18 protein-coding genes are annotated in these 21,610 nt (G+C 68.6%); 11 read left to right on the top strand and 7 right to left on the bottom strand.

The window, feature by feature from the left end; translation table 11 throughout:
• Positions 1–5: 5 nt before the first annotated feature.
• Complete coding sequence (locus LuPra_RS09875; RefSeq protein ID WP_110170591.1) at positions 6–2,204, bottom strand: bifunctional rhamnulose-1-phosphate aldolase/short-chain dehydrogenase; 2,199 nt, start codon at positions 2,202–2,204, stop codon at positions 6–8.
• A gap of 41 nt (positions 2,205–2,245) precedes the next feature.
• On the bottom strand, positions 2,246–3,919 hold the full coding sequence (locus tag LuPra_RS09870) for a purine-cytosine permease family protein (protein WP_110170590.1): 1,674 nt from the start codon (positions 3,917–3,919) through the stop codon (positions 2,246–2,248).
• Positions 3,920–4,236: 317 nt separating this feature from the next.
• Here LuPra_RS09870 and LuPra_RS09865 point away from each other — a divergent pair, with 317 nt between their 5' ends.
• Both LuPra_RS09865 and LuPra_RS09860 read left to right on the top strand, forming a co-directional pair.
• Positions 4,237–5,421 (top strand): sugar isomerase, encoded by a 1,185-nt coding sequence (locus LuPra_RS09865; RefSeq protein WP_110170589.1) that lies wholly within the window; start codon positions 4,237–4,239, stop codon positions 5,419–5,421.
• The gene (locus LuPra_RS09860) at positions 5,418–6,908 is read left to right on the top strand and encodes a rhamnulokinase (protein WP_110170588.1); all 1,491 of its coding nucleotides are present in this window, start codon (positions 5,418–5,420) and stop codon (positions 6,906–6,908) included. The genes LuPra_RS09865 and LuPra_RS09860 overlap by 4 nt, the downstream gene beginning before the upstream one ends.
• A 211-nt stretch (positions 6,909–7,119) precedes the next feature.
• On the opposite strand, the gene LuPra_RS09855 is transcribed toward LuPra_RS09860, so the two are convergent.
• Entirely contained in the window at positions 7,120–8,061 is a 942-nt protein-coding gene (locus tag LuPra_RS09855) for a VOC family protein (RefSeq protein WP_110170587.1), read from the bottom strand.
• Positions 8,062–8,079: 18 nt separating this feature from the next.
• On the opposite strand from LuPra_RS09855, the gene LuPra_RS09850 reads away from it, so the two are divergent.
• The 6 genes from LuPra_RS09850 to LuPra_RS31750 all read left to right on the top strand — a co-directional run bounded on the left by LuPra_RS09850 (position 8,080) and on the right by LuPra_RS31750 (position 13,186).
• A complete protein-coding gene (locus tag LuPra_RS09850; protein ID WP_110174613.1) occupies positions 8,080–8,892 on the top strand; it encodes a fumarylacetoacetate hydrolase family protein in 813 nt (270 codons plus the stop codon).
• 187 nt (positions 8,893–9,079) lie between these two features.
• Entirely contained in the window at positions 9,080–10,675 is a 1,596-nt protein-coding gene (locus tag LuPra_RS09845; RefSeq protein ID WP_157898959.1) for an N-acetylmuramoyl-L-alanine amidase family protein, read from the top strand.
• Positions 10,675–11,385: a GerMN domain-containing protein gene (locus tag LuPra_RS09840; RefSeq protein WP_110170585.1), complete on the top strand. Its 711-nt coding sequence runs from the start codon at positions 10,675–10,677 to the stop codon at positions 11,383–11,385. Before LuPra_RS09845 ends, LuPra_RS09840 begins: the two co-directional genes overlap by 1 nt.
• 84 nt (positions 11,386–11,469) lie before the next feature.
• On the top strand, positions 11,470–12,219 hold the full coding sequence (rph, locus tag LuPra_RS09835; protein WP_110170584.1) for a ribonuclease PH: 750 nt from the start codon (positions 11,470–11,472) through the stop codon (positions 12,217–12,219).
• A complete protein-coding gene (locus LuPra_RS09830; RefSeq protein ID WP_110170583.1) occupies positions 12,216–12,830 on the top strand; it encodes a non-canonical purine NTP pyrophosphatase in 615 nt (204 codons plus the stop codon). Before rph ends, LuPra_RS09830 begins: the two co-directional genes overlap by 4 nt.
• Before the next feature lie 182 nt (positions 12,831–13,012).
• Positions 13,013–13,186 carry a hypothetical protein gene (locus LuPra_RS31750; RefSeq protein WP_157898958.1) on the top strand — a complete coding sequence of 58 codons (174 nt, stop codon included), beginning with the start codon at positions 13,013–13,015 and terminating at the stop codon, positions 13,184–13,186.
• Positions 13,187–13,196: 10 nt separating this feature from the next.
• Here the strand turns inward: LuPra_RS31750 and coaA are convergent, their stop codons facing one another.
• The 3 genes from coaA to LuPra_RS09815 all read right to left on the bottom strand — a co-directional run bounded on the left by coaA (position 13,197) and on the right by LuPra_RS09815 (position 15,933).
• Complete coding sequence (gene coaA, locus LuPra_RS09825; RefSeq protein WP_110170582.1) at positions 13,197–14,144, bottom strand: type I pantothenate kinase; 948 nt, start codon at positions 14,142–14,144, stop codon at positions 13,197–13,199.
• A gap of 152 nt (positions 14,145–14,296) precedes the next feature.
• Entirely contained in the window at positions 14,297–15,094 is a 798-nt protein-coding gene (locus LuPra_RS09820; RefSeq protein ID WP_110170581.1) for a GNAT family N-acetyltransferase, read from the bottom strand.
• Positions 15,095–15,162: 68 nt separating this feature from the next.
• Entirely contained in the window at positions 15,163–15,933 is a 771-nt protein-coding gene (locus LuPra_RS09815) for an ion transporter (RefSeq protein ID WP_157898957.1), read from the bottom strand.
• 187 nt (positions 15,934–16,120) lie between these two features.
• Here LuPra_RS09815 and LuPra_RS09810 point away from each other — a divergent pair, with 187 nt between their 5' ends.
• The 3 genes from LuPra_RS09810 to LuPra_RS09800 all read left to right on the top strand — a co-directional run bounded on the left by LuPra_RS09810 (position 16,121) and on the right by LuPra_RS09800 (position 20,728).
• Entirely contained in the window at positions 16,121–17,467 is a 1,347-nt protein-coding gene (locus LuPra_RS09810) for a Gfo/Idh/MocA family protein (RefSeq protein WP_110170579.1), read from the top strand.
• Between the two features lie 145 nt (positions 17,468–17,612).
• On the top strand, positions 17,613–19,208 hold the full coding sequence (locus LuPra_RS09805; protein ID WP_234800808.1) for an ATPase domain-containing protein: 1,596 nt from the start codon (positions 17,613–17,615) through the stop codon (positions 19,206–19,208).
• Positions 19,205–20,728: a hybrid sensor histidine kinase/response regulator gene (locus LuPra_RS09800; RefSeq protein WP_110170578.1), complete on the top strand. Its 1,524-nt coding sequence runs from the start codon at positions 19,205–19,207 to the stop codon at positions 20,726–20,728. Before LuPra_RS09805 ends, LuPra_RS09800 begins: the two co-directional genes overlap by 4 nt.
• A 17-nt stretch (positions 20,729–20,745) precedes the next feature.
• On the opposite strand, the gene LuPra_RS09795 is transcribed toward LuPra_RS09800, so the two are convergent.
• On the bottom strand, positions 20,746–21,600 hold the full coding sequence (locus LuPra_RS09795) for an AraC family transcriptional regulator (protein ID WP_157898956.1): 855 nt from the start codon (positions 21,598–21,600) through the stop codon (positions 20,746–20,748).
• Positions 21,601–21,610 lie beyond the last annotated feature (10 nt).

Below are 21,610 nucleotides of genomic sequence, written 5' to 3'. Positions count from 1 at the left end.
AGGCGTTAACGAACGAACGCCTCCGGCAATCCCCCATCCACGTTCAGCACCTGGCCGGTGATGCGGCCGGTGCGGTCCGACAGCAGGAAGTACGCGGCTTCGGCCTGGTCGTCCGGGGTGATCGGCTGGCGCGTCAACGTGCGCTGCGCATAGAACTCCGCCAACTGGCGGCGCAGCACGTCGGCCGACGCGTCCGGGTCGAACGCGATGCCGTACTTCTTGAGCGACGACATCACCCGTTCCTTGGGGAACATCGTCGATCCCTGGACCACGGTGGCGGGTGCCAGCCCGTTCACGCGCACCAGCGGCGAGAGTTCGACGGCCAGCGTCCGCACCAGGTGGTTGGCGGCGGCCTTCGATGCGTCGTACGCCGCCGATCCCTTCTTGGCGACGATGGCGTTGACGCTCGTCGTGAGGACGAGGCTGCCGGGCAACTGCTGCGCCTCCCACACCTGGCGGCATTCGTCGGCCACCAGGTAGCCGCCCAGCACGTTGATGTCGAACGTCGTGCGCCACATCGCGTCGGTGACGCGTCCAGTCGCGTCCGGCGTCGGGAAGATACCCGCCGTGACGACGACGTGGTCGAGGCCGCCGTAGGCCATGACCGTATCGCGGACGAGCCGCTGCACGCTGGCCCGATCGGTCACGTCCACCGCGGCGCCGATCGCCGGACCGCTGCCGCTGATGCCGCTGCCGGCGACGCCGATGCCGACGCCGTACTTCTTCGTGAGCTCCTCGGCGGTCGCCGCGGCGGTGTCCTCCGACAGGTCCGCACAGACCACGTGCGCGCCCTCGGCAGCGACGCGGTGCGCCACGGCCCGGCCGATGCCGCTGCCGGCACCGACGACGACCACGACACGCCGCGCAAGGGCCTTCTCGGCCGGCATGCGCTGCAACTTGGCTTCCTCGAGCAGCCAGTACTCGATGTCGAACGCTTCCTGCTGCGGCAACGCCACGTACTCGTCGATCGCCTCGGCGCCTCGCATCACCTCGACGGCGCAGTTGTAGAACTCCGCGGTCACGCGCGACTCGCTCTTGTCCTTGCCGAACGCGATCATGCCGAGCCCGGGGATGAGGATCACCGTGGGGTTCGGGTCGCGCATCGCCGGCGAATCCGGATGACGGCACGCCTCGTAGTACGCCGCGTAGTCGCGCCGGTACTGCTCGAGCCCGTCGGCGAGCCGACGGCGCAGTCCCTCGAGGTCTCCCGTCGACGGATCCCACGCCACGTACAGCGGCTTGATCTTCGTGCGGAGGAAATGGTCCGGGCACGACGTGCCGAGTTCGGCGAGCCGCGCCGCGTCGTGACTGTTCACGAAGCGGAGGATGGTGGCGTCGTGCTGGAGCGTCGCGATCATCCGTTTCTGGGACCCGTCCGCCGTAGCGCCGGCGGAGGCGGACACCTGGCCCCGCAGCCATGGCAGGACCTGCAGCAGGACCGCGTCGCGCGCGGCGTCGTCGATGGGGGCGTACTTCTGCCCCCCGAAGGTGCGCTCACCCTTGTCGCGCGCCTCGATGTATTCGGCGGCCTTCGTGATCAACGACAGCGTCAGCTCGTAGCAGGCCTTGTCGTCCTCGGCCCAGTTGATCAGCCCGTGCTGCCCGAGCACCACCCCGTGCGCGTCCGGATGCGCTGCCACCACCTCCAGCAGTGCCAGTCCGAGCTCGAAGCCGGGACGCTGCCATGGCGTCCAGACCACCGTGTCGCCATAGATCTCGCGCGTCAGCCGCTCCGAGTGGCGCGACGCCGCGACGCTGATCACCGCGTTGGGATGCATGTGATCGACGTGCGCTGCCGGGACGAAGGCGTGCAGTGGCGTGTCGATGGATGTCGCCCGCGGGTTGAGGTTGAACGTGCAGTGCGGGTAGAGGCCGACCATCTGGTCCTCGGCCGGCGACTTCACGCCGCGTGCGCTCATCCCGGCATAGACCTCCTGCAACTGCATCAGCCGGTCCTGGTAGAGCGAGGCGAAGTTCGCGCGCGTGCTCGTCCGAAGGTCGCCGCCCGATCCCTTCACCCACAGCACCCGCACCGGCCGCCCGGTGAGCGGATCGACCTCGACCAGCTTCGCCGAAGTGTTGCCGCCGCCGGTGTTGGTGATGCGCTGATCGGCGCCGAGGATGTTCGAACGGTAGACGAGCCGATCGGCCGGCGACAGCGCCGTCGCGCGTGCGTCATCCCAAAGGTAAGTGACGTGTGACATGATAATTTCAGGATTTCACAATTTCAGGATTTCATCCGCCCCTAGCTCTCGTAGCGGGAGAGATAGAATACGGTGCCAGCCACCAGGTACGACAGCGTGGCTACCAACAGCCACGACTGCATGGACGGCAGCGCCGCCACGACGGCGGCGGCGTCCAGGCCGAGCATGCGGAACGGCAGGACCACGCATGCCACCAGGGCTGCCGCCGCGACGAGGCCGGCGATCCGGCCGACGGGCGAGTTCTTCGGCGGCGAGTCGGGCGCGGGCGCCATGCCGCGACGCTCGATACCGGGGATGCCCGACGTGCCTCGTGGTGCGGGGACGCGTGCCCCCGCAATCGAGGCGAGTGCGATGTAGGACCCGATCGTCAGCAGGTAGACGGGCACGAACAGGTAGAACAGGTGCAGCACACCGGCACGCTCGAGCAGCAACCCGATGGCGATCGAGCCGAGCCACGCGACCAGCGCAGGCCAGTTCAGGACCTTGCCCTGGTGGTAGGCCCAGTACTGCGTCAACCCGATGCGCGGGAAGATCCAGTGCTCGGTGAGCACGACCGCACCCGCTGGCGCGAGCAACAACCCATAGAGGCCGACGAAATCGAGCAGGCGCGTGAAGACGAACGGGAAGCAGGCAATCACCGTCGTCGCCGCCCCGGCGACCAGCGTGACGCGCGCGCGTGACCAGTTCGGCGTGATCGCCTGCAGTGCGAGGCCCGCCCTGTAGAGAGTCGGATTGGACGTCGTCCAGCCGGCGGCCACGACCGCGAAGATGCCGGCCCACCCGATGGTGGTGTAGGCCACGGCGCCGGAATCCAGGCGCGCGAGTGGTTGCTGCAGCAGCAGCGCCGCGCCCGCGCCCATCATGCCCGCGCAAATCCAGGCCACGTAGTGCCCGAAGAACATGCCGACGGCGGTGATGAGGCCGTACCAGCTGTGCTTTGCGTAGCGGAAGAGGGCCATGTCCGACAGTCCGCCGTGCATCGCCAGGTTACAGATCCAGGCAAAGGCCGCGATGCGCCAGAAGCCCATCGGCGCGCTGCCATCCGGCGTGCGCCCCGTCCACACGACGCGCTCGGCGATGGTGAAGAAGTCCGACGGACCGGCGACGCCCGCCTGCTGCGCCAGCTGCGGCAAGGCCACGACCGCGCCCGCAACGAACATCAGGAACATCCACGGCGAACACACACTCGAGAACGCCGCGAGTTTCTTGAAGCCGGCCATGGCCAGGCCGACCACCACGGTGCCCACGACGATGACGACGAGCACGAAGCCCCAGTCGTCCGGGTACCAGTGGACCTGGGGGGCGATGCCGAACGGAATGCGGACGGCACTGGCCGAGACGGTGATCATGCAGCCGGCGAGGATGCAGAACAGGACGGCGTTGAGCACGTTGTAGACGACGGTGAGCCAGGGCCCGCCGATGCTGCGCAGGTACCAGTAGAGGGTCAGCCGCGTCTGCACCGCGATGGGCGCGCACAGGAGCGTCCAGGTCAGCACCGCCAGCGCGTTGCCGATGGCCAGCCCGAGGAACATGTCCCTGACGCTGGCGCCCCAGTTCACGAACATCACGCCGATGACGAACTCGGTGGCCGCCACGTGCTCGCCGGCCAGCGAACCCGCGAAGTAGCCGGGCCCGAGCAGGCGGTCGTCGGTGACCGGTTCGCGGTCGAACTCGTAGAGCGCATCGAAGTGCTCGGCGGCCGACGGTGTGGACATGGGCGGGAGTATACGCGGATGGCCATCGGCCATCGGCCTTGGGCCTTCGGGAAGCGAGTCGGCCTCGGGTCTGGGCCTCGGGAGTCGGGAGTCGGGAGTCGGAATTCGCCGATTGCACCGGGCACCGGGCAACGGGTACCGGGTACCGGGTACCGGCATTCCCTCGCATGGTCGGCCTTCGTCTATCGGCGCTCCCTGCGCGGGCCATCGGCCTTCGGACAGGCATGAGGCATGAGGCACCAGGCATCAGGCATGAAGCGTTAGGCGTTAAGCGTTAGTCGTTTCTGGGATACAGTCTTTCCCCCCGGAGAGAAACCATGTCGCACGAGGAGATTGCCGCGGCCGCCCTCGACCAGCTCGCCATCGAGCTGCCGTCGTGGGGCTTTGCCAACACCGGCACGCGATTCGGCAAGTTCCTGCAGGCCGCCGCGGCCACGACGCTCGAGGAGAAGTTCGCCGACGCCGCCCAGGTGCACCAGCTCACGGGGGCCTGCCCGTCGCTGGCCCTGCACGTGCTGTGGGACCTGCCGGGGGGCATCGGCGACGTCGCGCGTGTCCAGGCCCTCGAGCGACAGCACGGCGTGCGCGCCGGCGCCATCAACCCGAACCTCTTCCAGGATCAGCGCTACAAGCACGGCTCGGTGGGCAACCCCGATCCGGCGGTGCGCGCCGAGGCGCTCGCGCACCTGCGCGAGAGCGTGGACATCGCCCGTGAGCTGGGAGTGCGCGACGTCTCGCTGTGGTTCGCCGACGGGTCCAACTACCCGGGCACGCAGCACATCCGCAAGCGCAAGCACTGGTTCGCCGAAGCGCTCGGCATGGTGCACGAACGCCTCTCGCCGGCGCAGCGGCTCCTCGTCGAGTACAAGCCGTTCGAGCCGGCCTTTTACCACACCGACATCGCCGACTGGGGGATGGCGCTCGTGCTCGCGCGCGATGCCGGGGCGCAGGCCTTCGTGCTTGTCGACACGGGGCATCACTACCTGGGCCAGAACATCGAACAAATCGTCGCGTGGCTGCTCGACGAGGAGCGGCTCGGCGGCTTCCATTTCAACGACCGCAAGTACGCCGACGACGACCTGACGCTCGGGTCCATCGATCCGTACCAGGTATTCCGCATCTTTCACGAGATCCAGCAGGCGGCGTGGGAACAGGGACACCCTCCTGACCTCGCGTACATGGTCGACCAGAGCCACAACCTGAAGGGCAAGATCGAGGCGATGATCCAAACGGTGCGCACCGCCCAGGAACTCTGGGTCAAGGCTGCTCTCGTCGATCGCGCCGCGCTGGCGGTCCACCAATCGGCCTGTGATCTCGTGCAGGCCGAGCGCTGCCTCACCGAGGCGTTCGCCACCGACACCCGGCCGCTCGTGCGTGCCTGGGCCGAAGCGCACGGCCTGCCTCCCGATCCGTATGCGGCGTTCCGCGAGAGCGGCTACCTCGAGACCATCACGCGGGAGCGTGGCGCCCGCAACCTCTCCTCGGTCACCTCCTACGCGTGAGCAACCGCCATTGGCGCATCGCCGCGTGTGATCTCGGCGCCACGAGCGGACGGGTGATGCGGGCCGAGGTGGACACCACCGCGGGCACGCTCGCGCTGATCGAGGTCCGTCGCTTCGCCACACCGGCGGCCAGGCAGTCCGACGGCCTGCACTGGGATGCCCCGCGCCTGTTCGACGAGGTCCTGGCGGGCTTCGGCACGGCAGCGGCGACAGGCCGCCTCGACAGCCTCGGGATCGACACGTGGGGCGTCGACTACGCCTTGCTGGACGGGGCGGGCGACCTGCTGGGCCTGCCCTTCCACTACCGCGACGGACGCACCGACGGCGTCATGGACGCGGTCGTCGGGAAGGTCGGTCGCGCGGCGCTGTACGAGCGCACGGGCACCCAGTTCCTGCCGTTCAACACGCTGTATCAACTGGTCGCCGAGCAGCGCGATGCGCCGGATCGCCTGCGTCGCGCGGCGACGCTGCTGACAATGCCGGACCTGCTGCACCATTGGCTGTCCGGCGCTCGCGGCGTCGAGTTCACCAACGCGACAACGACGCAGATGCTGGACTGGCGGACCCGCACCTGGGACGTGGGCCTGCTGCAGGCGCTCGACATCCCGACACAGATGCTGGCGCCGATCATCGCACCGGGCACGCGCCTGGGGACTCCCCTGCCGGCGTGCGTCGCCCGGATGCCGCGGCTCGACGGCGTGCCGGTGATTGCCCCCGCCTGTCACGACACCGGATCGGCCGTCGCGTCGGTCCCGTCAGGCGGTGGCGTCGCGTTCCTCAGTTCGGGCACATGGTCGCTGCTCGGCACGGAGACAAATGCGCCCATCGTGACGCCGGCGGCACTGGCGCACAACTTCACCAACGAAGGCGGCGTGGCCGGCACCACGCGGCTGCTGCGCAACATCACCGGCCTGTGGGTGCTGGAGGGTTGCCTTCGCGGATGGCGGGCCGAGGGGCAGACGTTCACGGTGGAGGACGTCCTCGAAGGCGCAGCGCAGCGGCCGGTCTGCCAGTCCGTGATCGACCCCGACGACATCGCCTTCCATCGGGCACCTGACGCCGCTGCCGTCCAGGCCTGGTGCGCACGCACCGATCAGCCGGTACCGGCAACGGCCACCGACGTCGCCCGTGTCGTCATCGACAGCCTCGCGCTGGCGTACAGGCGTGGCGTGGAGGCGCTGGCGGAGGTCACCGGCAGCGAGGTCCACACGATCCGCGTCATCGGCGGCGGCGCCCGCAACCGGATCCTGAACCAGGCGACTGCCGACGCGACACAGTGCCGGGTACTCGCCGGCCCGGTCGAGGCCACCGCGCTCGGCAATGTCGTCATGCAGTTGGTGGTGCTCGGCGCGGTGCGGACGCTGGCTGACGCCCGCGCGCTGGTGGCCGCCGCCTTCCCGCCCGAGGAGTTCACACCGCGCCGCCGCCAGCCCTGGGACGAGGCCGCGGAACGCTTCACGTCGTACGGCTTACGGCTCAGGTCATAAGGTCTCAGGTCTCAGGGCTCAGGTCTCAGGTCTCAGGGCTCAGGGCTCAGGGCTCAGGGCTCAGGGCTCAGGGCTCAAGCGTCGACTTGCGCGTCGAGCAAGCTCGACGCCTACACTTCTCTCTGCCTCTCTGTGGTGTAGCGGTCGACCTTGGTCGACCGGCGACTCAGCGTTCAGCGTTCAGCGTTCGGCGCTCGGCGTTCGGCGTTCGTCAGGCAGTAAAGTCCCCGATGTCTTCGCCGAGCGCGTCCGGGATGTCGCTGGCGCGCTCGATCCACTCGCTGACGACGACGATGTAGCCGTCGGGGTCGCGGACCTCGAACTCCACGTCGTGATACGGCATGCGTTGCAGCGGCCGGACGATCTCGCAACTCTCCGACAGGTTGGCGTAGAGCTCGCGAATGCGTCCGCCTGACAGGCGCACGTACAGCGCCCAGCCCGGCGTGGGTCGCACCGCGTCCGGGCTCGATGCCGCGCGCAGCATCAACTCGGCACCGCCACGCGACAGCAGCGCGAACTGGTAAGGCGGCCGTTGCGGAAATGGCGCGGCGTCGAAACCGAAAGCATGGCCGTACCAGTGCGCCGCGCGCTCGACGTCGGCGACCGCGAGCACCGCGGTCACGCACACCGGCTCGGCGGCTCGTCGCTCGGCCCCGGTCCAGCCGCCGGCGGGTGGGTTCTCCGGTACCTCGTCCGGTTGACGCGCGTCGATGTCTTCCTGCCAGGCAGTGAACTCACGCAGGAACCGTTCGACCGGCTCGATGTTCCAGGCCGGGGGTGGCACGAAGGTCTTGCGTGCCTCGGGCGAGTCGAGGGTCGTCGAACCGTACAGCGCGCGCAGGGCCGCGAGGTCCGATTTGAGCAGCTCGGCCGAGCGCGCCTTGAATTCCTCCCACGGCGGGTCGTTCAGGAGTCGCATCTGGCGGTGGATCAGTCTGGTGTAGGCGACCGTGATCGTCTCGTGGTAGCGCTGCGGCTGGCCAGCCGAGATCGCCAGGCGCTTGAGACCGCGACGCAGCCGTCCGACGGCGTCGCGGAAGGGCGCCGCTCGCAGGCACAACCACGCGGCGCGGAAGTGGGCCTCGTGGTTGAAGCTGGCCAGGTCCAGCGTGCCGGCATCGAACTGTTCGAGGAACTCCGCGTCGCTCAGCATCTCTGTATCATGTGCGCCATGCGCATCCTGCGGTGCCTGACCGAGAACGGCCTCACGGTCCACGTGACCGAAGGCGAGAGGGGGAGCCACCACCTGCTCTCCGGCAATCCTTACGACGGCTTCAAGGCCACGCAGGCGCACGTGCCGGTGGCCAAGTGGCTGGCGCCCGTCGCGCCGGCCATGATCTGGTGCATCGGCCTGAACTACCGGCGGCATGCCGAGGAAACCGGCGCGAAGATCCCCGAACAGCCGGTGGTGTTCGCGAAGGGCCCGAATACGGTACAGCATCCCGGCGGCGTCATCGAAATCCCGCGGCACCTGGCCAGCGAGCAGGTCGACTACGAATGCGAACTCGCGGTCGTCATCGGCAAGGCCTGCAAGAACGTCAGCCCCGACGATGCGCTCGACTACGTGCTGGGCTACACCTGCGCCAACGACGTGAGCGCGCGCGACTGGCAGATCAAGCGCGGCGGCAGCCAGTGGAGCCGCGGCAAGACCTTCGACACCTTCGCGCCGCTCGGCCCGGCGCTGGTGACGCCGGAGGACATCCCCGATCCGAACGCCTTGCGCATACAGACGCGCCTCAACGGCGAAGTGGTGCAGGACTCGAACACCTCGGACATGATTTTCAACGTCCGCGAAATCATCGCCTTCCTCAGCGGCAGTACCACGCTGGTGCCAGGGACGGTGATCCTGACGGGCACGCCGGAGGGCGTCGGCATGGCCCGCACACCACCGCGCTGGCTGGCGCCGGGCGACGAAGTGACGATCGAGATCGAGAAGATCGGCGCCCTGACCAATCGCGTTGTCCTCGAAGGGGACCTGGCGTAGGCCGGCGCTTCGCCGTCGGCCATGGTCCTGGGCGTCGGTCATCGGCCATCGGCTATGGGCCTTCGGCCTGCGGACCTGTGTCCCGGCCTTGCACTCGACATACCGGCATTCCGGCATTCCGCATTTCTCTGAAGCCTGAATCCCGGCGTAGTACACCAATGCCGATTCCCCTTCTATGATTGAGGCTGTGACTCGCCTCCGCCGCTGGCTGCCCGGCCTGCTGATTGCCTCTGCGACGCTGCTCGTGACCGTGGCGGGCGCCCAGCCCCCTTCGACCGCTACGGCCCAGCCGGCTCCGGCCCGCCGCGTGTGGACCGTCCTCACCTCGGCCGGCTCGCAGCCACTGCCGATTTCGGTCGCGAACGGACGCGAATACATCAGTGCCGCCGACCTCAGTGGCCTGTTCGGGCTGGTGCTCCGCGAGGACCGGGCCGGGGGGCTCGTGATCACGATGGGCACCCGTACCGTGGTGGTCTCGCTGACCCAGGGGCTCGCCTCGGTCGAGGGACGAGTCGTCAGCCTGCCGGCACCGCCGATCCGGCAGGGTGCCGCGTGGCTCCTGCCCATCGAGCTGATCGAGCGGGCGCTGGCCCCGGGCTCGAACCCGCGCATCGATGTGCGTCGTCGGTCGTCGCTGATCGTGATGGGGTCGCTGAGCGTTCCGGCCGTCACCGCCCGGGCCGAACCGCTCCCCAACGGCACCCGCGTCACGTTCGTGATTGCGCCCGCCGTGCCACAGACGGTCGTCAACGAGAACGGCCGCCTGCTGATCCGCCTCGCCGCAGACGCCCTGGACGCCGATCTCGGGGACATCGGTGCGTCGCCGCTGGTGGCGTCCAGCCGGGTGGTGCCTCCATCGACCGTCGAACTCACGCTCGGGGGGCCGTTTGCGAGCTACCGCGCCGCCGAGCAGCGCGAAGGCACCGAGTTGCGCCTGACGGTCGACATCCTCAATGCGCCGCCACCGGCCGCCCCGGGGCCGACCGCGCCGTCGACGACCGCGCCGCCGACGACGACCGCGCCCGGTGCGGTCGCGCCAGCCCCCGAGATGCCGCCGCTCCTGCCCGAGTCGACGGGTGTCCGCACAATCGTGATCGACCCAGGACACGGCGGCACCGAAACCGGCGCGCGAGGTCCCTCGGGCACCCTCGAGAAGAACGTCGTGTTGTCGATCGCGCGCCAGCTCAGGGCCGCGATCGAGACCCGCCTCGGCATCCGCGTCCTGCTGACGCGCGGCGGCGATGAGACCGTCGCACTCGATGCGCGCGCCGCTTTTGCCAACAACAACAAGGCGGACCTGTTCATCAGCATTCACGCCAACGCGTCGGTGCGTTCGTCGGTGACCGGCGCCGAGGTGTTCTACGTGACGCTCGGCGAGTACGGGACGGCGGTGCGCAGCAACGCCGCCGAACCAGGGGCCCTGCTGCCGACGCTCGGCGGCGGGGAACGCGCGGTCGACCTGATCCTGTGGGAAATGGCCCAGGCCCAGCATCTGAACGAGTCGGCCCGCCTCGCCCAGACCATCGAAGGGGAAATGCGCGCGCGCGTGCCGATGTCGCCGCGAGCCATCCAGCAGGCGCCATTCCGCGTGCTCGTCGGCGCCAACATGCCGGCAGTCCTGGTGGAGACGGGCTTCATCACCAACCCCGCCGAGGAGAAGCGCCTGAACGCCCCCGACTACCAGTCGCAACTCGTCAACGCCCTGCTCGCGGCGGTGGTGCGCTTCAAGGCCTCGACCGAGGGCGTGGGCGGCGCGCCCACACTGCAGCAGGACCCGCGCTGATGCGCCGACCGGTCGTCGTCGCGCTGCTCGGCGTGATGACCGCCGTGTTGATCGGGATCGTGGGTGTGGTGCTGGTGCCGCGCTGGTTCGCGCCCGCCACCGTCGAAGTGCCGCGCGCCGACGCTGCCGCCAGCGGCGAGGCGACCGGGAAGATCCGCGCCAGCCTGTTCTACGTCGCCGAAGACGGCCTCCACCTCACCGCCGTCGATGCCGACGTGCCGTTCGGGGCAACGCCCGCCGAGCAGGCTCGCGCGCTCGTGGAGGCGCAGTTGCAGCCCGCTCCCGCGCCCCTGGCGCAGTCCATCGCCGAAGGCACCCGTGTGCGGCAGATCTTCATCGCCGAGGACGGCACCGCCTTCGTGGACCTGTCCAAGGAAGCCGTCACCAACCACCGCGGCGGCAGCCTCGACGAACTCTTCGCCGTGTACACGATCGTCAACGCCATCACCGTCAACCTGCCGGCGATCAAGAGCGTGCAGATCCTCATCGACGGCCAGGAAGTGGACACCCTCGCCGGCCACGTCGATCTCCGCCACCCCCTCACCCGCAACCTGCGGTGGGTGGAGGCCCCAGGGAAGGACGGAGGAGAGAGGAAGGAGGACGGAGGAGTGAGGACGGAGGACGGAGGAGCGAGGACGGAGGAACAAGGGCAGAAACAGGACGCAGCGAAGAAGCCAGCCGGAACACCCCAGGCACGTCCAGTGTCTTGAACGTCAGTCCTCCCTCCTCTTTCCTACCTCGATCCTCTTTCCTCCGTCCTCCGTCCTTTCGCGGGGCTGTAAACTATCCCCCGCATGCCTCGCTCCGATGGACGCGCCAACGACGCTCTCCGCGCCTGTACGATCACCCCGCACATTTCGCTGCACGCGGAAGGATCGTGCCTCGTGGAGACCGGCCGGACGCGCGTGATCTGCACGGCGAGCGTCGAGGACCGCGTGCCCCCGTTCATGCGCAACAGCGGCAAGGGGTGGGTCACGGCCGAGTACGGCATGCTGCCCCGGGCTACGACCACGCGCGTCCAGCGCGAGTCCACGGCCGGCAAGGTCGGGGGACGGACGCAGGAGATCCAGCGGCTCATCGGCCGTTCGCTGCGTTCGGTCGTGGAGATGCCGCGTCTCGGCGAGCGCACGATCTGGATCGACTGTGACGTCATCCAGGCCGACGGCGGCACGCGGACGGCGGCCATCACCGGCGGCTTCGTCGCGATGGTGCTGGCGATGCGGCACATGATCGAGAACAAGCAGATCAAGGAAATCCCGGTCAAGGACTACCTGGCCGCGACCAGCGTCGGCGTCGTCGCCGGTGTGCCGATGCTCGACCTCGCCTACGACGAGGACTCCAACGCCGACGTCGACATGAACGTGATCCGTACCGGCGACGGCCGCTTCATCGAGGTGCAGGGCACCGCGGAGAAGGAACCGTTCCCGCGAGCGGTGCTCGATCAGTTGCTCGATCTCGGCAGCAAGGGCATCGACGAGTTGATCGCGAAGCAGGCGGCGATCGTCGGCGACGTCCTCAAGGTCAAGGTCCCCACCAGGGCATGAGCGTGTCGGTACGCCTGCTCGTCGCCACGAGCAACCCCGGCAAGGTGCGCGAACTGGTGGCGCTGTTTGCCGACGTGCCGTGCACGCTGCTGTCGTTGCAGGATCTGCCCTCGCCCATCGCACCGCCCGACGAGACCGGCGAGACCTGCACCGACAACGCCCGCCTCAAGGCGACCGCGTACGCCAGGGCCGCCGGCCTGCCGTGTCTTGCCGAGGATTCGGGCTTCGAGGTCGCGGCGCTCGATGGACTGCCGGGGGTACGCTCGGCCCGCGTGCCCGGCGCTGATGACGCGGAACGCAACGCCTGGGTGTACGCGCAACTCGACGCGCGTGGCAGCCGCGAGTCGAGCGCCCGTTTCGTATCGGTACTCGCACTCGCGCACAGCACCGGCGACATCGCGCACGTCGCCGAGGGCGACGTCTCGGGCGAGATTGCACCGGAGCCACGCGGCTCGAACGGCTTCGGGTACGACCCGATGTTGTTCCATCCGCCGCTCGGACGCACCTTCGCGGAATTGACGCAGGAGGAAAAGGCCGATGTCAGCCACCGCGGCCGCGCCGCCCGCCTGATGCACGACTGGATTCGCGAACACATCGGCGAGATCAGGTAGCCTAACGGCCTGCAGCCTTGCGTCTCAGGTCTCAGGTCTCAAGCCTGAGACCCGCACCGCCGGACACATGGGTAACAGAGGCCTAAGGCCTAAGACCTGAGACCTGAGACCTCAGACCTCCATCTTCCCTCCTCCGTCCTCCCTCCTCCGTCCTCCCTCCTCCGTCCTCCGTCCTTTCTCCCATGACGCGTCCCTTGTGGTTTGGCATCGCCATGTTCAGCGCGTTCGGCTCGATCTACGCCGGCCTGTTCGGACTGAAATGGCTGCAGTACCCGCTGATTGCGCTGGCGGTGCTCGCCATCGCCATGGCCTTCCGCGCGCCCACGCTCCCGCCTCCTGAGGATCCGCGGAAATAGGGGCGACGGATCAGACGCGGCGCAACTGCACTTGCTCGACGACGTGGCGCGCGTCCTTGGTGAGGATCAGGTGCGCGCGCATGCGCGTCGGCTGGATGTTCTCGCGCAGGTTGGGGGCATTGATTTCGGCCCAGATGTGCGCGGCCGTCGCGCGGGCCTGGGGGACGTCGAGCGAGGCGTACCGGTGGAAGTACGAGTCGGGGTCCTGGAACACCGTCTCGACCAGCCGCACGAAGCGGGCCACGTACCACTGCTCGATGTCGCGCTCGTCGGCATCCACGTAGATCGAGAAGTCGAAGAAGTCCGAGGCGAACAGATGGTCGGTGTCGCGCTGGTGCGGCGGCGCCTGCAGCACGTTCAGGCCTTCGACAATGACGATGTCGGGTTGCCGCACCGTCTGCACCAGGCCGGGCACGATGTCGTAGCGCTGGTGCGAGTACACGGGGGCATGCACCTCGGCGACGCCGGCCTTGACGTCGGCTAGGAAGCGCACGAGCCGGGCGCGGTCGTAGCTCTCCGGGAACCCCTTGCGTTTCATCAGCCCGCGGCTCTCGAGCACCGCGTTGGGGAACAGGAAGCCGTCGGTGGTGACCAGGTCCACCGACGGATGGTTCGGCCAGCGCGAGAGCAGCGCCTGCAGGATGCGTGCGGTAGTGCTCTTGCCCACGGCGACGCTGCCGGCCAGGCCGATGATGAACGGCACCTGCGCGCCGTCGTTGCCGAGGAACGTCTGCGTGGTCCGGTAGAGGCCCTGCGACGCGCCCACGTACAGGTTGAGCAGGCGCGAGAGCGGCAGGTAGATCTGCACCACCTCGTCCATCGACAGCGCGTCGTTGAGGCCGCGCAGCGCCGTGACATCCGACTCCGACAGGGTGAGCGGCGTGCTGTCCCGCAAATGGGCCCACGCGGCGCGGTCGAACGTCAGGAACCGCGAGAGCGCGGTGGCGGCGGTGGACATGCGTGACCGATAGCCTACACAGAACGGCATGAAAGTCAGAATCGGCCCACTGCCCGCGGGACACAAGTGGTCCATGGACGGGTGCGCCACCGGCCGGTGCGAATCCGTGGCGTGTCGCGATTCGTTGGAGGCCGCCGGCTACGTCCCGTGGTCTAGACGCCGGCGAAGGCGTCGAAGCGCACCACGTCCGCATACCCCATCCGGCGATAGACGGGCTGGCCTGCGGCCGTCGCATGCAGCACCGTGCGCCGCTCACCCCACGCCTCGGCGGACTCCTCGAGCGCACGCCGCATCACCGCCTCCGCGTATCCCTTGCGCTGATGGTCCGGATCGGTGGCGACCAGGGCCACGTATGCGACCTCATCGATCAGCGCCACCGAGGCGGTGGCCACCGGTATGCCCTTGGCGATGCCGACGACGCCGATCATGTCCGTCCAGAATTCCGGCAGCGTCGTCACGGGCCGGAAGAGTTCGCCGGGCATCGCGTAGCCCGCGGCGTTGATGTCGCCGACGGCCTCGCGCAAGGCCGCTGTCGTCACCACCTGCATGTCGAGCGCTGGCAATGGTCGCACCGGATCCAGGAGCACATCGGCGACCATGCCGAACATCGGCAACGCGTACTGCAACCCGGCGTCGACGCACACGTTCGTGAGCCGCTCGCGCAGCGCGCCGGGCAGCACGTCGTCGGAAATCACCATCAGCCAATGCACGCCGTCCTTGCGGAAGTGGCTGGCCGCCAGGCCGATGCGTGCGCGGAGATCGGCCTCGTCGGCCACGGGCGACGTCGGGATGGCTATGTTCATGAACGAGAGGCCCGAACGGCCGTTGGCGATCAACAAGCCCGGCACGCGCGTCGTCGCGCCGGCAGGCATCCGGCGCACGAAGTAGGTCCAGGCGTGCTGGAACAACCGGTTGGACTCTTCCACGAGCGAAGCAGGCGTGTGGGGCATCGGTCAGTGATCCCGGCGGCGCGGCCGCACGATGGAGGAGCGAGCAGATGGGTGTGCCAGAGAATAGCTCAGGTGGCTTCGGGCGTGTCGCGTACGCCCGCTCGCTGGTCGAGCAGGCGCCGTAGTTCGCTCATCTCCTGCCGCAGGGTGCGCAGTTCGAAGAGGTCCTCTTCGCGCTGCTCGGCCGTGCGCACGGGTTCCATGAACCAGGCGGCGAGCAGCCCCGAGAGCACACCGACCAGTCCCACGCCCGCGGCCATCACGCCGGCGGCGATGATGCGGCCTTCGGTCGTCACCGGGTAACGGTCGCCATAGCCCACCGTGGTGAGCGTCGTCGTCGCCCACCAGAGCGCGTCCTCGGTGCTGCGGATATTGGACTGCGTCGAGTCCTCGACGGTGAGGATGAGGACCGACGCCGAAACGACGACGAGCAGGAGCGCCAGGCCTGCGGCGAGGAAGGCGCTCTGGCGGCGGCGCAGCAGGACGACCTCGGTCAGCACCATGGACGCCTTGATGCCACGCAGCAGACGGAGCAGCCGCGCGAGCCGAGCGGCGCGGCCCCAGCGCGCCAGGTCGAAGACCGGAATACTCGAGACGAGATCGAGCCAGCCCCAGGTGTACATGTAGCGCCACTTGTCTGGCGCCCGGCGCAGCGTCACGAGGAAGTCGATGAAGAACAAGCCGCAGGCGATGGTGTCGGCCACCTGCAGGACGCCTCGGACTTGCGCGACGGGATGGAAGACGACCTGAATGGCCACCCCGAGCAGTGTGGCCACGCAGAGAAAGAGCATGAAGAGCTGATACGCCGGCGACTGGGGGCGGTACATAGTGAGTGGCACGGGACCTCCGGGGAACGGCCGTATTGTAGGGGTGGGCGCCATCGGCGTTCACCGGGCACCGTATACCGTTCGGTGTTCGGCCTTCGGCCAGTACGGCCAGCTCGCGGTCATCGGCCTTCGGCCTTCGTTCCTGACGTCAAAGTTCGGCGTTAGGCGTCAAGCGTTAAGCGTTATCGTTGTACCCGCCATGCCCCATTTCCTCGATCGTCGTTCGTTCCTGAAGTCGGCCTCCGCTGGACTCGGCGCGGGTTTCGTCATACCAGCGGTCGCCTCGGCAGCCCCTGCCATCCGCGTGCAACCCGGAGCGGCCGCCGACCGGGTGCGCGTCGCGCTGATGGGCGTCAACAGCCGGGGCGGGCAGTTGGCGCGTGCGTTCCTGAATACGCCCGGTGCCGCCATCACGGTGATCTGCGACGTGGACAGCCGCGCTGCCGCCAGGGCCATCGCCGCCGTGTCGGCCCTGGGTGGAGGCACGCCGCGCGCCATTCCGGATATCCGCAAGGTGCTCGAATCCCCCGACGTGGACGCCCTCGTCGTCGCCGCGCCGGATCACTGGCACGCGCCGGCAGCGATCATGGCGATGCAGGCGGGCAAGCACGTGTACGTCGAGAAACCGTGCAGCCACAATGCCGCCGAAGGTGAATTGCTGGTCGAGACTCAGAAGCGCACCGGCAAGGTCGTCCAGATGGGTAACCAGCGACGGTCGTGGCCGAACGTGCAGAAGGCCATCGGCCTCGTGCACGGCGGGCGTATCGGGCGGGTCTACAACGCGCGCACGTGGTACGCCAACTCACGGCCGACGATCGGCGCCGGCAAGCCGGCACCGGTACCCGAGTGGCTCGACTTCGATATGTGGCAGGGTCCCGCTCCGCGACGGCCGTTCGTCGACAACCTGGTGCACTACGAGTGGCATTGGCGCTGGCACTGGGGCACCGGCGAATCGGCCAACAACGGCACCCACATGTTCGACCTCGCACGATGGGGCCTGCAGGTGGAACATCCCACACGCGTCACGTCGGCGGGTGGCCGGTATCACTTCAGCGACGACTGGGAGTTTCCCGACACGCAGGTCGTCACGCTCGAATACCCGGACCGCAAGATGGTGAGCTGGGAGTCGATGAGCGCCAACGGCTACAAGCCACAGGGCAACGGCGTCGGTGTCACGTTCCACGGCGAACAGGGCTCGCTGATGATCGATGGCGATGGCTACACGGTCTATGACCTCAAGGGCACGGTCGTCGAGGACGTGAAGACCGACCCTGGCGCAGTCACCAGTCAGGTCGGCCCCTCGGTGCGGCTGGACTCACTGCACACGGCCAACTTTCTCGACGGGATCCGCGGCAAGGCCACACTCTTCACGCCGATCGCCGGCGGTCACGTCAGCACGATGATGGCCCACCTCGGTAACATCGCGTGGAAGACCGGACACGCCCTGACCTGCGACCCGGCGACGGGACGGATCGTCGGCGATGCCGACGCGATGAAGCTGTGGGCGCGTGAATACGAACCCGGGTGGGCACCGCGCACGTCCTGATCATCTGCTTCGATTGCAGTGATTTCATCGGGGCCGCACGGCGGCCCTGAATCGATTTGACACACGGCCGAGCGACATCGCTCGGCCGTTCGCGTGTCACCGTCCGTACCAGCCAACTATTGGTTTACTTCGATCCGCCCTTCGCATGATTCTGGTTCTCTCGACCGATAAGGATCGAGACTGGCGTGCGATCACGCACATGGCCGAGCTCGCGTGGGGGCATCGAGTGTCAGTGACGAATGGCGCGGGTGAAGCCCGCTTCGGCGAGCGGGTGTCGACGGGCGTTCCCGGCCTCGACGAGGTCCTGGGTGGTGGCCTGCCGCAGGGCCACATGTACCTGGTGGAGGGCGAATCGGGCGCCGGAAAGACGACGCTCGGCATGCAGTTCCTGCTCGAGGGACATCGCCGCGGCGAACGCACGCTGTGGATCAGCCTGTCGGAAGCCGAGCGCGAACTCGAACTGATCGCCGGGTCGCATGGCTGGTCGCTGAGCGGCATCGCGGTCGCCAATCCGGCCTCGCCTGCGCGCGAGCTCGATCCGCAACAGCAGTACTCCTTCTTCTCCCCGGGCGACGTCGAGCTCGACGACATCCGCAATGCCGTCGTGGCCGCCGTGGAACACGTGCAACCGACACGGGTCGTCTTCGATCCGTTCTCGGACATCCGTCACCTGTCGCGCGACGTGCTGCGCTATCGCCGGCAGGTGCTCTCGTTGCGCGAACTCTTCGCCAGTTACGACTGCACGGCGATCCTGATGCAGGAAGGCACGCGCACGGGCGAGGGCGATCTGCAGGCCGAGGCCCTCGCGCACGGCTACATCACGCTGCAACAGGACACGGCCGACTACGGCAGCCAGCGCCGCCGCCTGCGCGTGCACAAGATGCGCGGCATCCCGTTCCGCGACGGCTACCACGACTTCGCGATCCGCACCGGCGGACTCGAGGTCTATCCGCGACTGGTGGCGGCCGACCACGTCGAGCCGATGCCGGAGACGACGTTGTCGAGCGACGTACCGGAACTCGACGCGCTCATCGGCGGCGGCCTGCGGCGCGGGTCGAGCACCTTGCTCATGGGACCGGCCGGCGTCGGCAAGAGCATCATCGCGACCCAGTACGCGGTCGCCGCGGCGCGACAGGGCGAGACCGTTGCGCTCTTCATCTTCGACGAGACCGCTCGCTCGTTCCTCGACCGCAGCGCACGGCTCGGACTGGACTTGCGCGACCTGGCCGAGTCCGGCCACGTGCAACTCCGGCAGGTGGACGCGGCGGAGTTCTCGGCCGGCCAGTTCACGCACATGGTGGTGCGGGCCGTCTCGGACGACGGCGCGTCGGTGGTCGTCATCGACAGCCTGAGCGGCTTCCTGAGCGCGATGCCGGAGGAGCGGTTCCTGTCGTCGCACCTGCACGAACTGCTCACGTACCTGGGTCACCGCAACGTGGTGACGATCCTGACGCTGGCGCAGCACGGGATTCTCGGATCCCAGCTCAGCTCCCCGCTCGACATCAGCTACCTGGCCGACACGGTGTTGCTGCTGCGCTACTTCGAGGCGTTCGGTGCGGTGCGCCGGGCCATCTCGGTCGTCAAGAAGCGAACCGGCAATCATGAGGTGCTGGTGCGGGAACTCGGCGTCAACGATTCGGGCCTGCACATCGGTCCGCCGCTGGCCGACTTCGAGGGCGTGCTGACCGGTAACCCACGATTTACCGGTATACAGGCCGACCTCTCGAGGGATGCGCGATGAACGACGCCCGGGTGGTCGTGTGGGCGCCGGGCCGCGATGGCCGCCTGACCTGCGACGTCCTGCGGGACCGCGGCTTCTCGTGCCTGCTGACACGTGCGTGGAGCGACGTGCTGTTTGCGCTGCACGGCGGCACCGGTACGCTGCTCGTGGCCGGGGAACTGCTGACGGGCGACATCTACAGCAGCCTCGAGGGCTTCCTCACGGCGCAGCCGGCATGGTCGGACCTGCCGATCATCGTGGTCGGGGCCGACGGCGAGGACCTGAGCGCCCCGCACCCGCTACAGGCGCTCGGCAACGTCTCGCTGCTGCCGAGACCGCTGGTGCTTCCGACCCTCACGTCGACCGTCCAGGCGGCGCTGCGGGCGAGGGCACGGCAGTATCAGGTGCGCGACCTCCTCTGGCAGCGCGACGAGGCGGCGCGACGCAAGGACGAATTCCTCGCGATGCTGGCGCACGAGTTGCGCAACCCGCTGGCGCCGCTGCGGACCGGCCTGCAGGTGCTACGGCTGTCGCCCAGTGCCGCGATGGCCGAGCGCATGCACCACCTGATGGAGCGTCAACTCACCAACGTCACGCGGCTGGTGGACGACCTGCTCGACGTGTCGCGCCTCACGCGCGGCGTGGTGACGCTCAAGCTGCGGCCGGTCGACGTGCGCGACGTCGTCCACCAGGCATGCGAAGCGGCGTCTGCCGCCGCGCGAGAGACGGGGCTGACGCTGGCGCGCGATGTGCCACAGACGCCGCTCGTGGTGATGGCCGACCCCGTGCGCCTCGATCAGATGGTGGGCAACCTCCTGACCAACGCCATCCGCTTCACGCAGGCGGGCGGGCGGATCGATGTGCGGGCCGAGCGCACCGGCGGCCACGTGCGCGTCGGCGTCCGCGACACCGGCCAGGGGATCGCCGCCAGCCAGTTGCCGCGAGTGTTCGACCTCTTCGCGCAATCGGATCGCCCGATCGATCGCGGCCAGGGCGGGCTCGGCATCGGGCTGACGGTGGTGCGCTCGCTTGCCGAACTCCATGGTGGCGCCGCGTCGATTGCGAGCGAGGGAGAAGGCCGGGGCACCGAAGCGCGGATCGACCTGCCGTTGCATGCCGAGACGATCGAGGCGGCCGTGACGCCGGCGGAGGTGCCGCACGAGGTCGAAGGTCGCCGGGTGGTGATCATCGAGGACAACGCCGATGCCGCCGAAGCCCTTGCCGTGTACCTGCAGCGCATCGGCCACGACGTGACGGTGGCCCGCGACGGCCGTTCGGGGCTCGACGCCGTGCAGCGGCATCGCCCGCACGCGATCATCTGCGACATCGGCCTGCCCGAGCTCGACGGCTACGAAGTCGCGCGGCGGTTGCTCGCGCAGGGCCTGCCGTCACAGTGCCTGTTGATCGCCGTGACCGGCTACGGCGACGTCGTGGGCCGCGCCCGCACGCGCGCCGCGGGCTTTTCGCACCACCTCACCAAGCCGGCCGATCCGGCCGCGCTCGCGCGGCTCATCGAAGGCACTGACGCGGCCTGCGCCTGATCCCCCTGCCGCCGCGATCACGATTGACGCGCGCGCCTCGTCGTCGGCGTCTCGCCGAAGCGTCTCCTGAATGCCCGACTGAGGTCGTTGCCGTGTTCGTACCCGAGCACGTGTGCCACCTCCTTGACCGACAAGGCACTCGACACGAGCAGTTCGTGGGCCCTGGCCATGCGCGCCTCGTGGAACCACGACAGGGGACTCATGCCCTCGGCGGCGGCAAACACCCGGTACAGTGTGGACTGCGAGACGTTCAGGTAGTCACAGAGCCGTGCGATCGGCTCGTGGCTGTCCAGGTGGGCACGCATCCACGAGCGGGCGAGGGCGACGGTGTCGGAGCCGTCTTCGCCGCCTGCCGGGCGATCGAGGAGTTCCCGCTGGATGGTGGTGTCGAAGAGGATGCGGCAGCCTTCGAGGTACGTGCCGGCCGGCCCGGCTGCACGGAGCACCTCGCGTCGACAGAGATCGTGGAGGTGCAGGAAGGGCTGGCGCTCGTGCCGCGCGAGCGGACGCGAGACGATCGACGCCCGCAGGTCGGCCGGACCCATCGTGCCGGTGAAGTCGCGCCACATCCACATGCGGAACTTCGACGCACCGGAGGTGGCGCCCTTCCAGCCGAAGGGGCAATCGGGCCCGACCAACGCCAGCGTACCGGCCGGCATGCGCACCGCCTGTCGCCGCACCACCATCGTTGGCGCCCCCTCCTCGATCAGGACGCACACCCAGCCTTCGTGACGGCTCACGGGAATGGGCTGCCGGTGAAAATCGCGGGCACCCCACGCCAGGTACAGCAGCGGCAGTTGCTCGCCCTCGGCCGTCCAGAACGAGCGGTCGCGGGCCGGGAGGTAGAGGTGTCGCCGCTCGGCGCCAGGCATAGCCGCAACA

Origin of the sequence: Luteitalea pratensis (assembly GCF_001618865.1) — a bacterium.
In the GTDB taxonomy this organism is placed as follows: domain Bacteria; phylum Acidobacteriota; class Vicinamibacteria; order Vicinamibacterales; family Vicinamibacteraceae; genus Luteitalea; species Luteitalea pratensis.
Note: the sequence above shows the minus strand (reverse complement) of the source record. Positions and strands in the feature narration are given on the sequence as shown.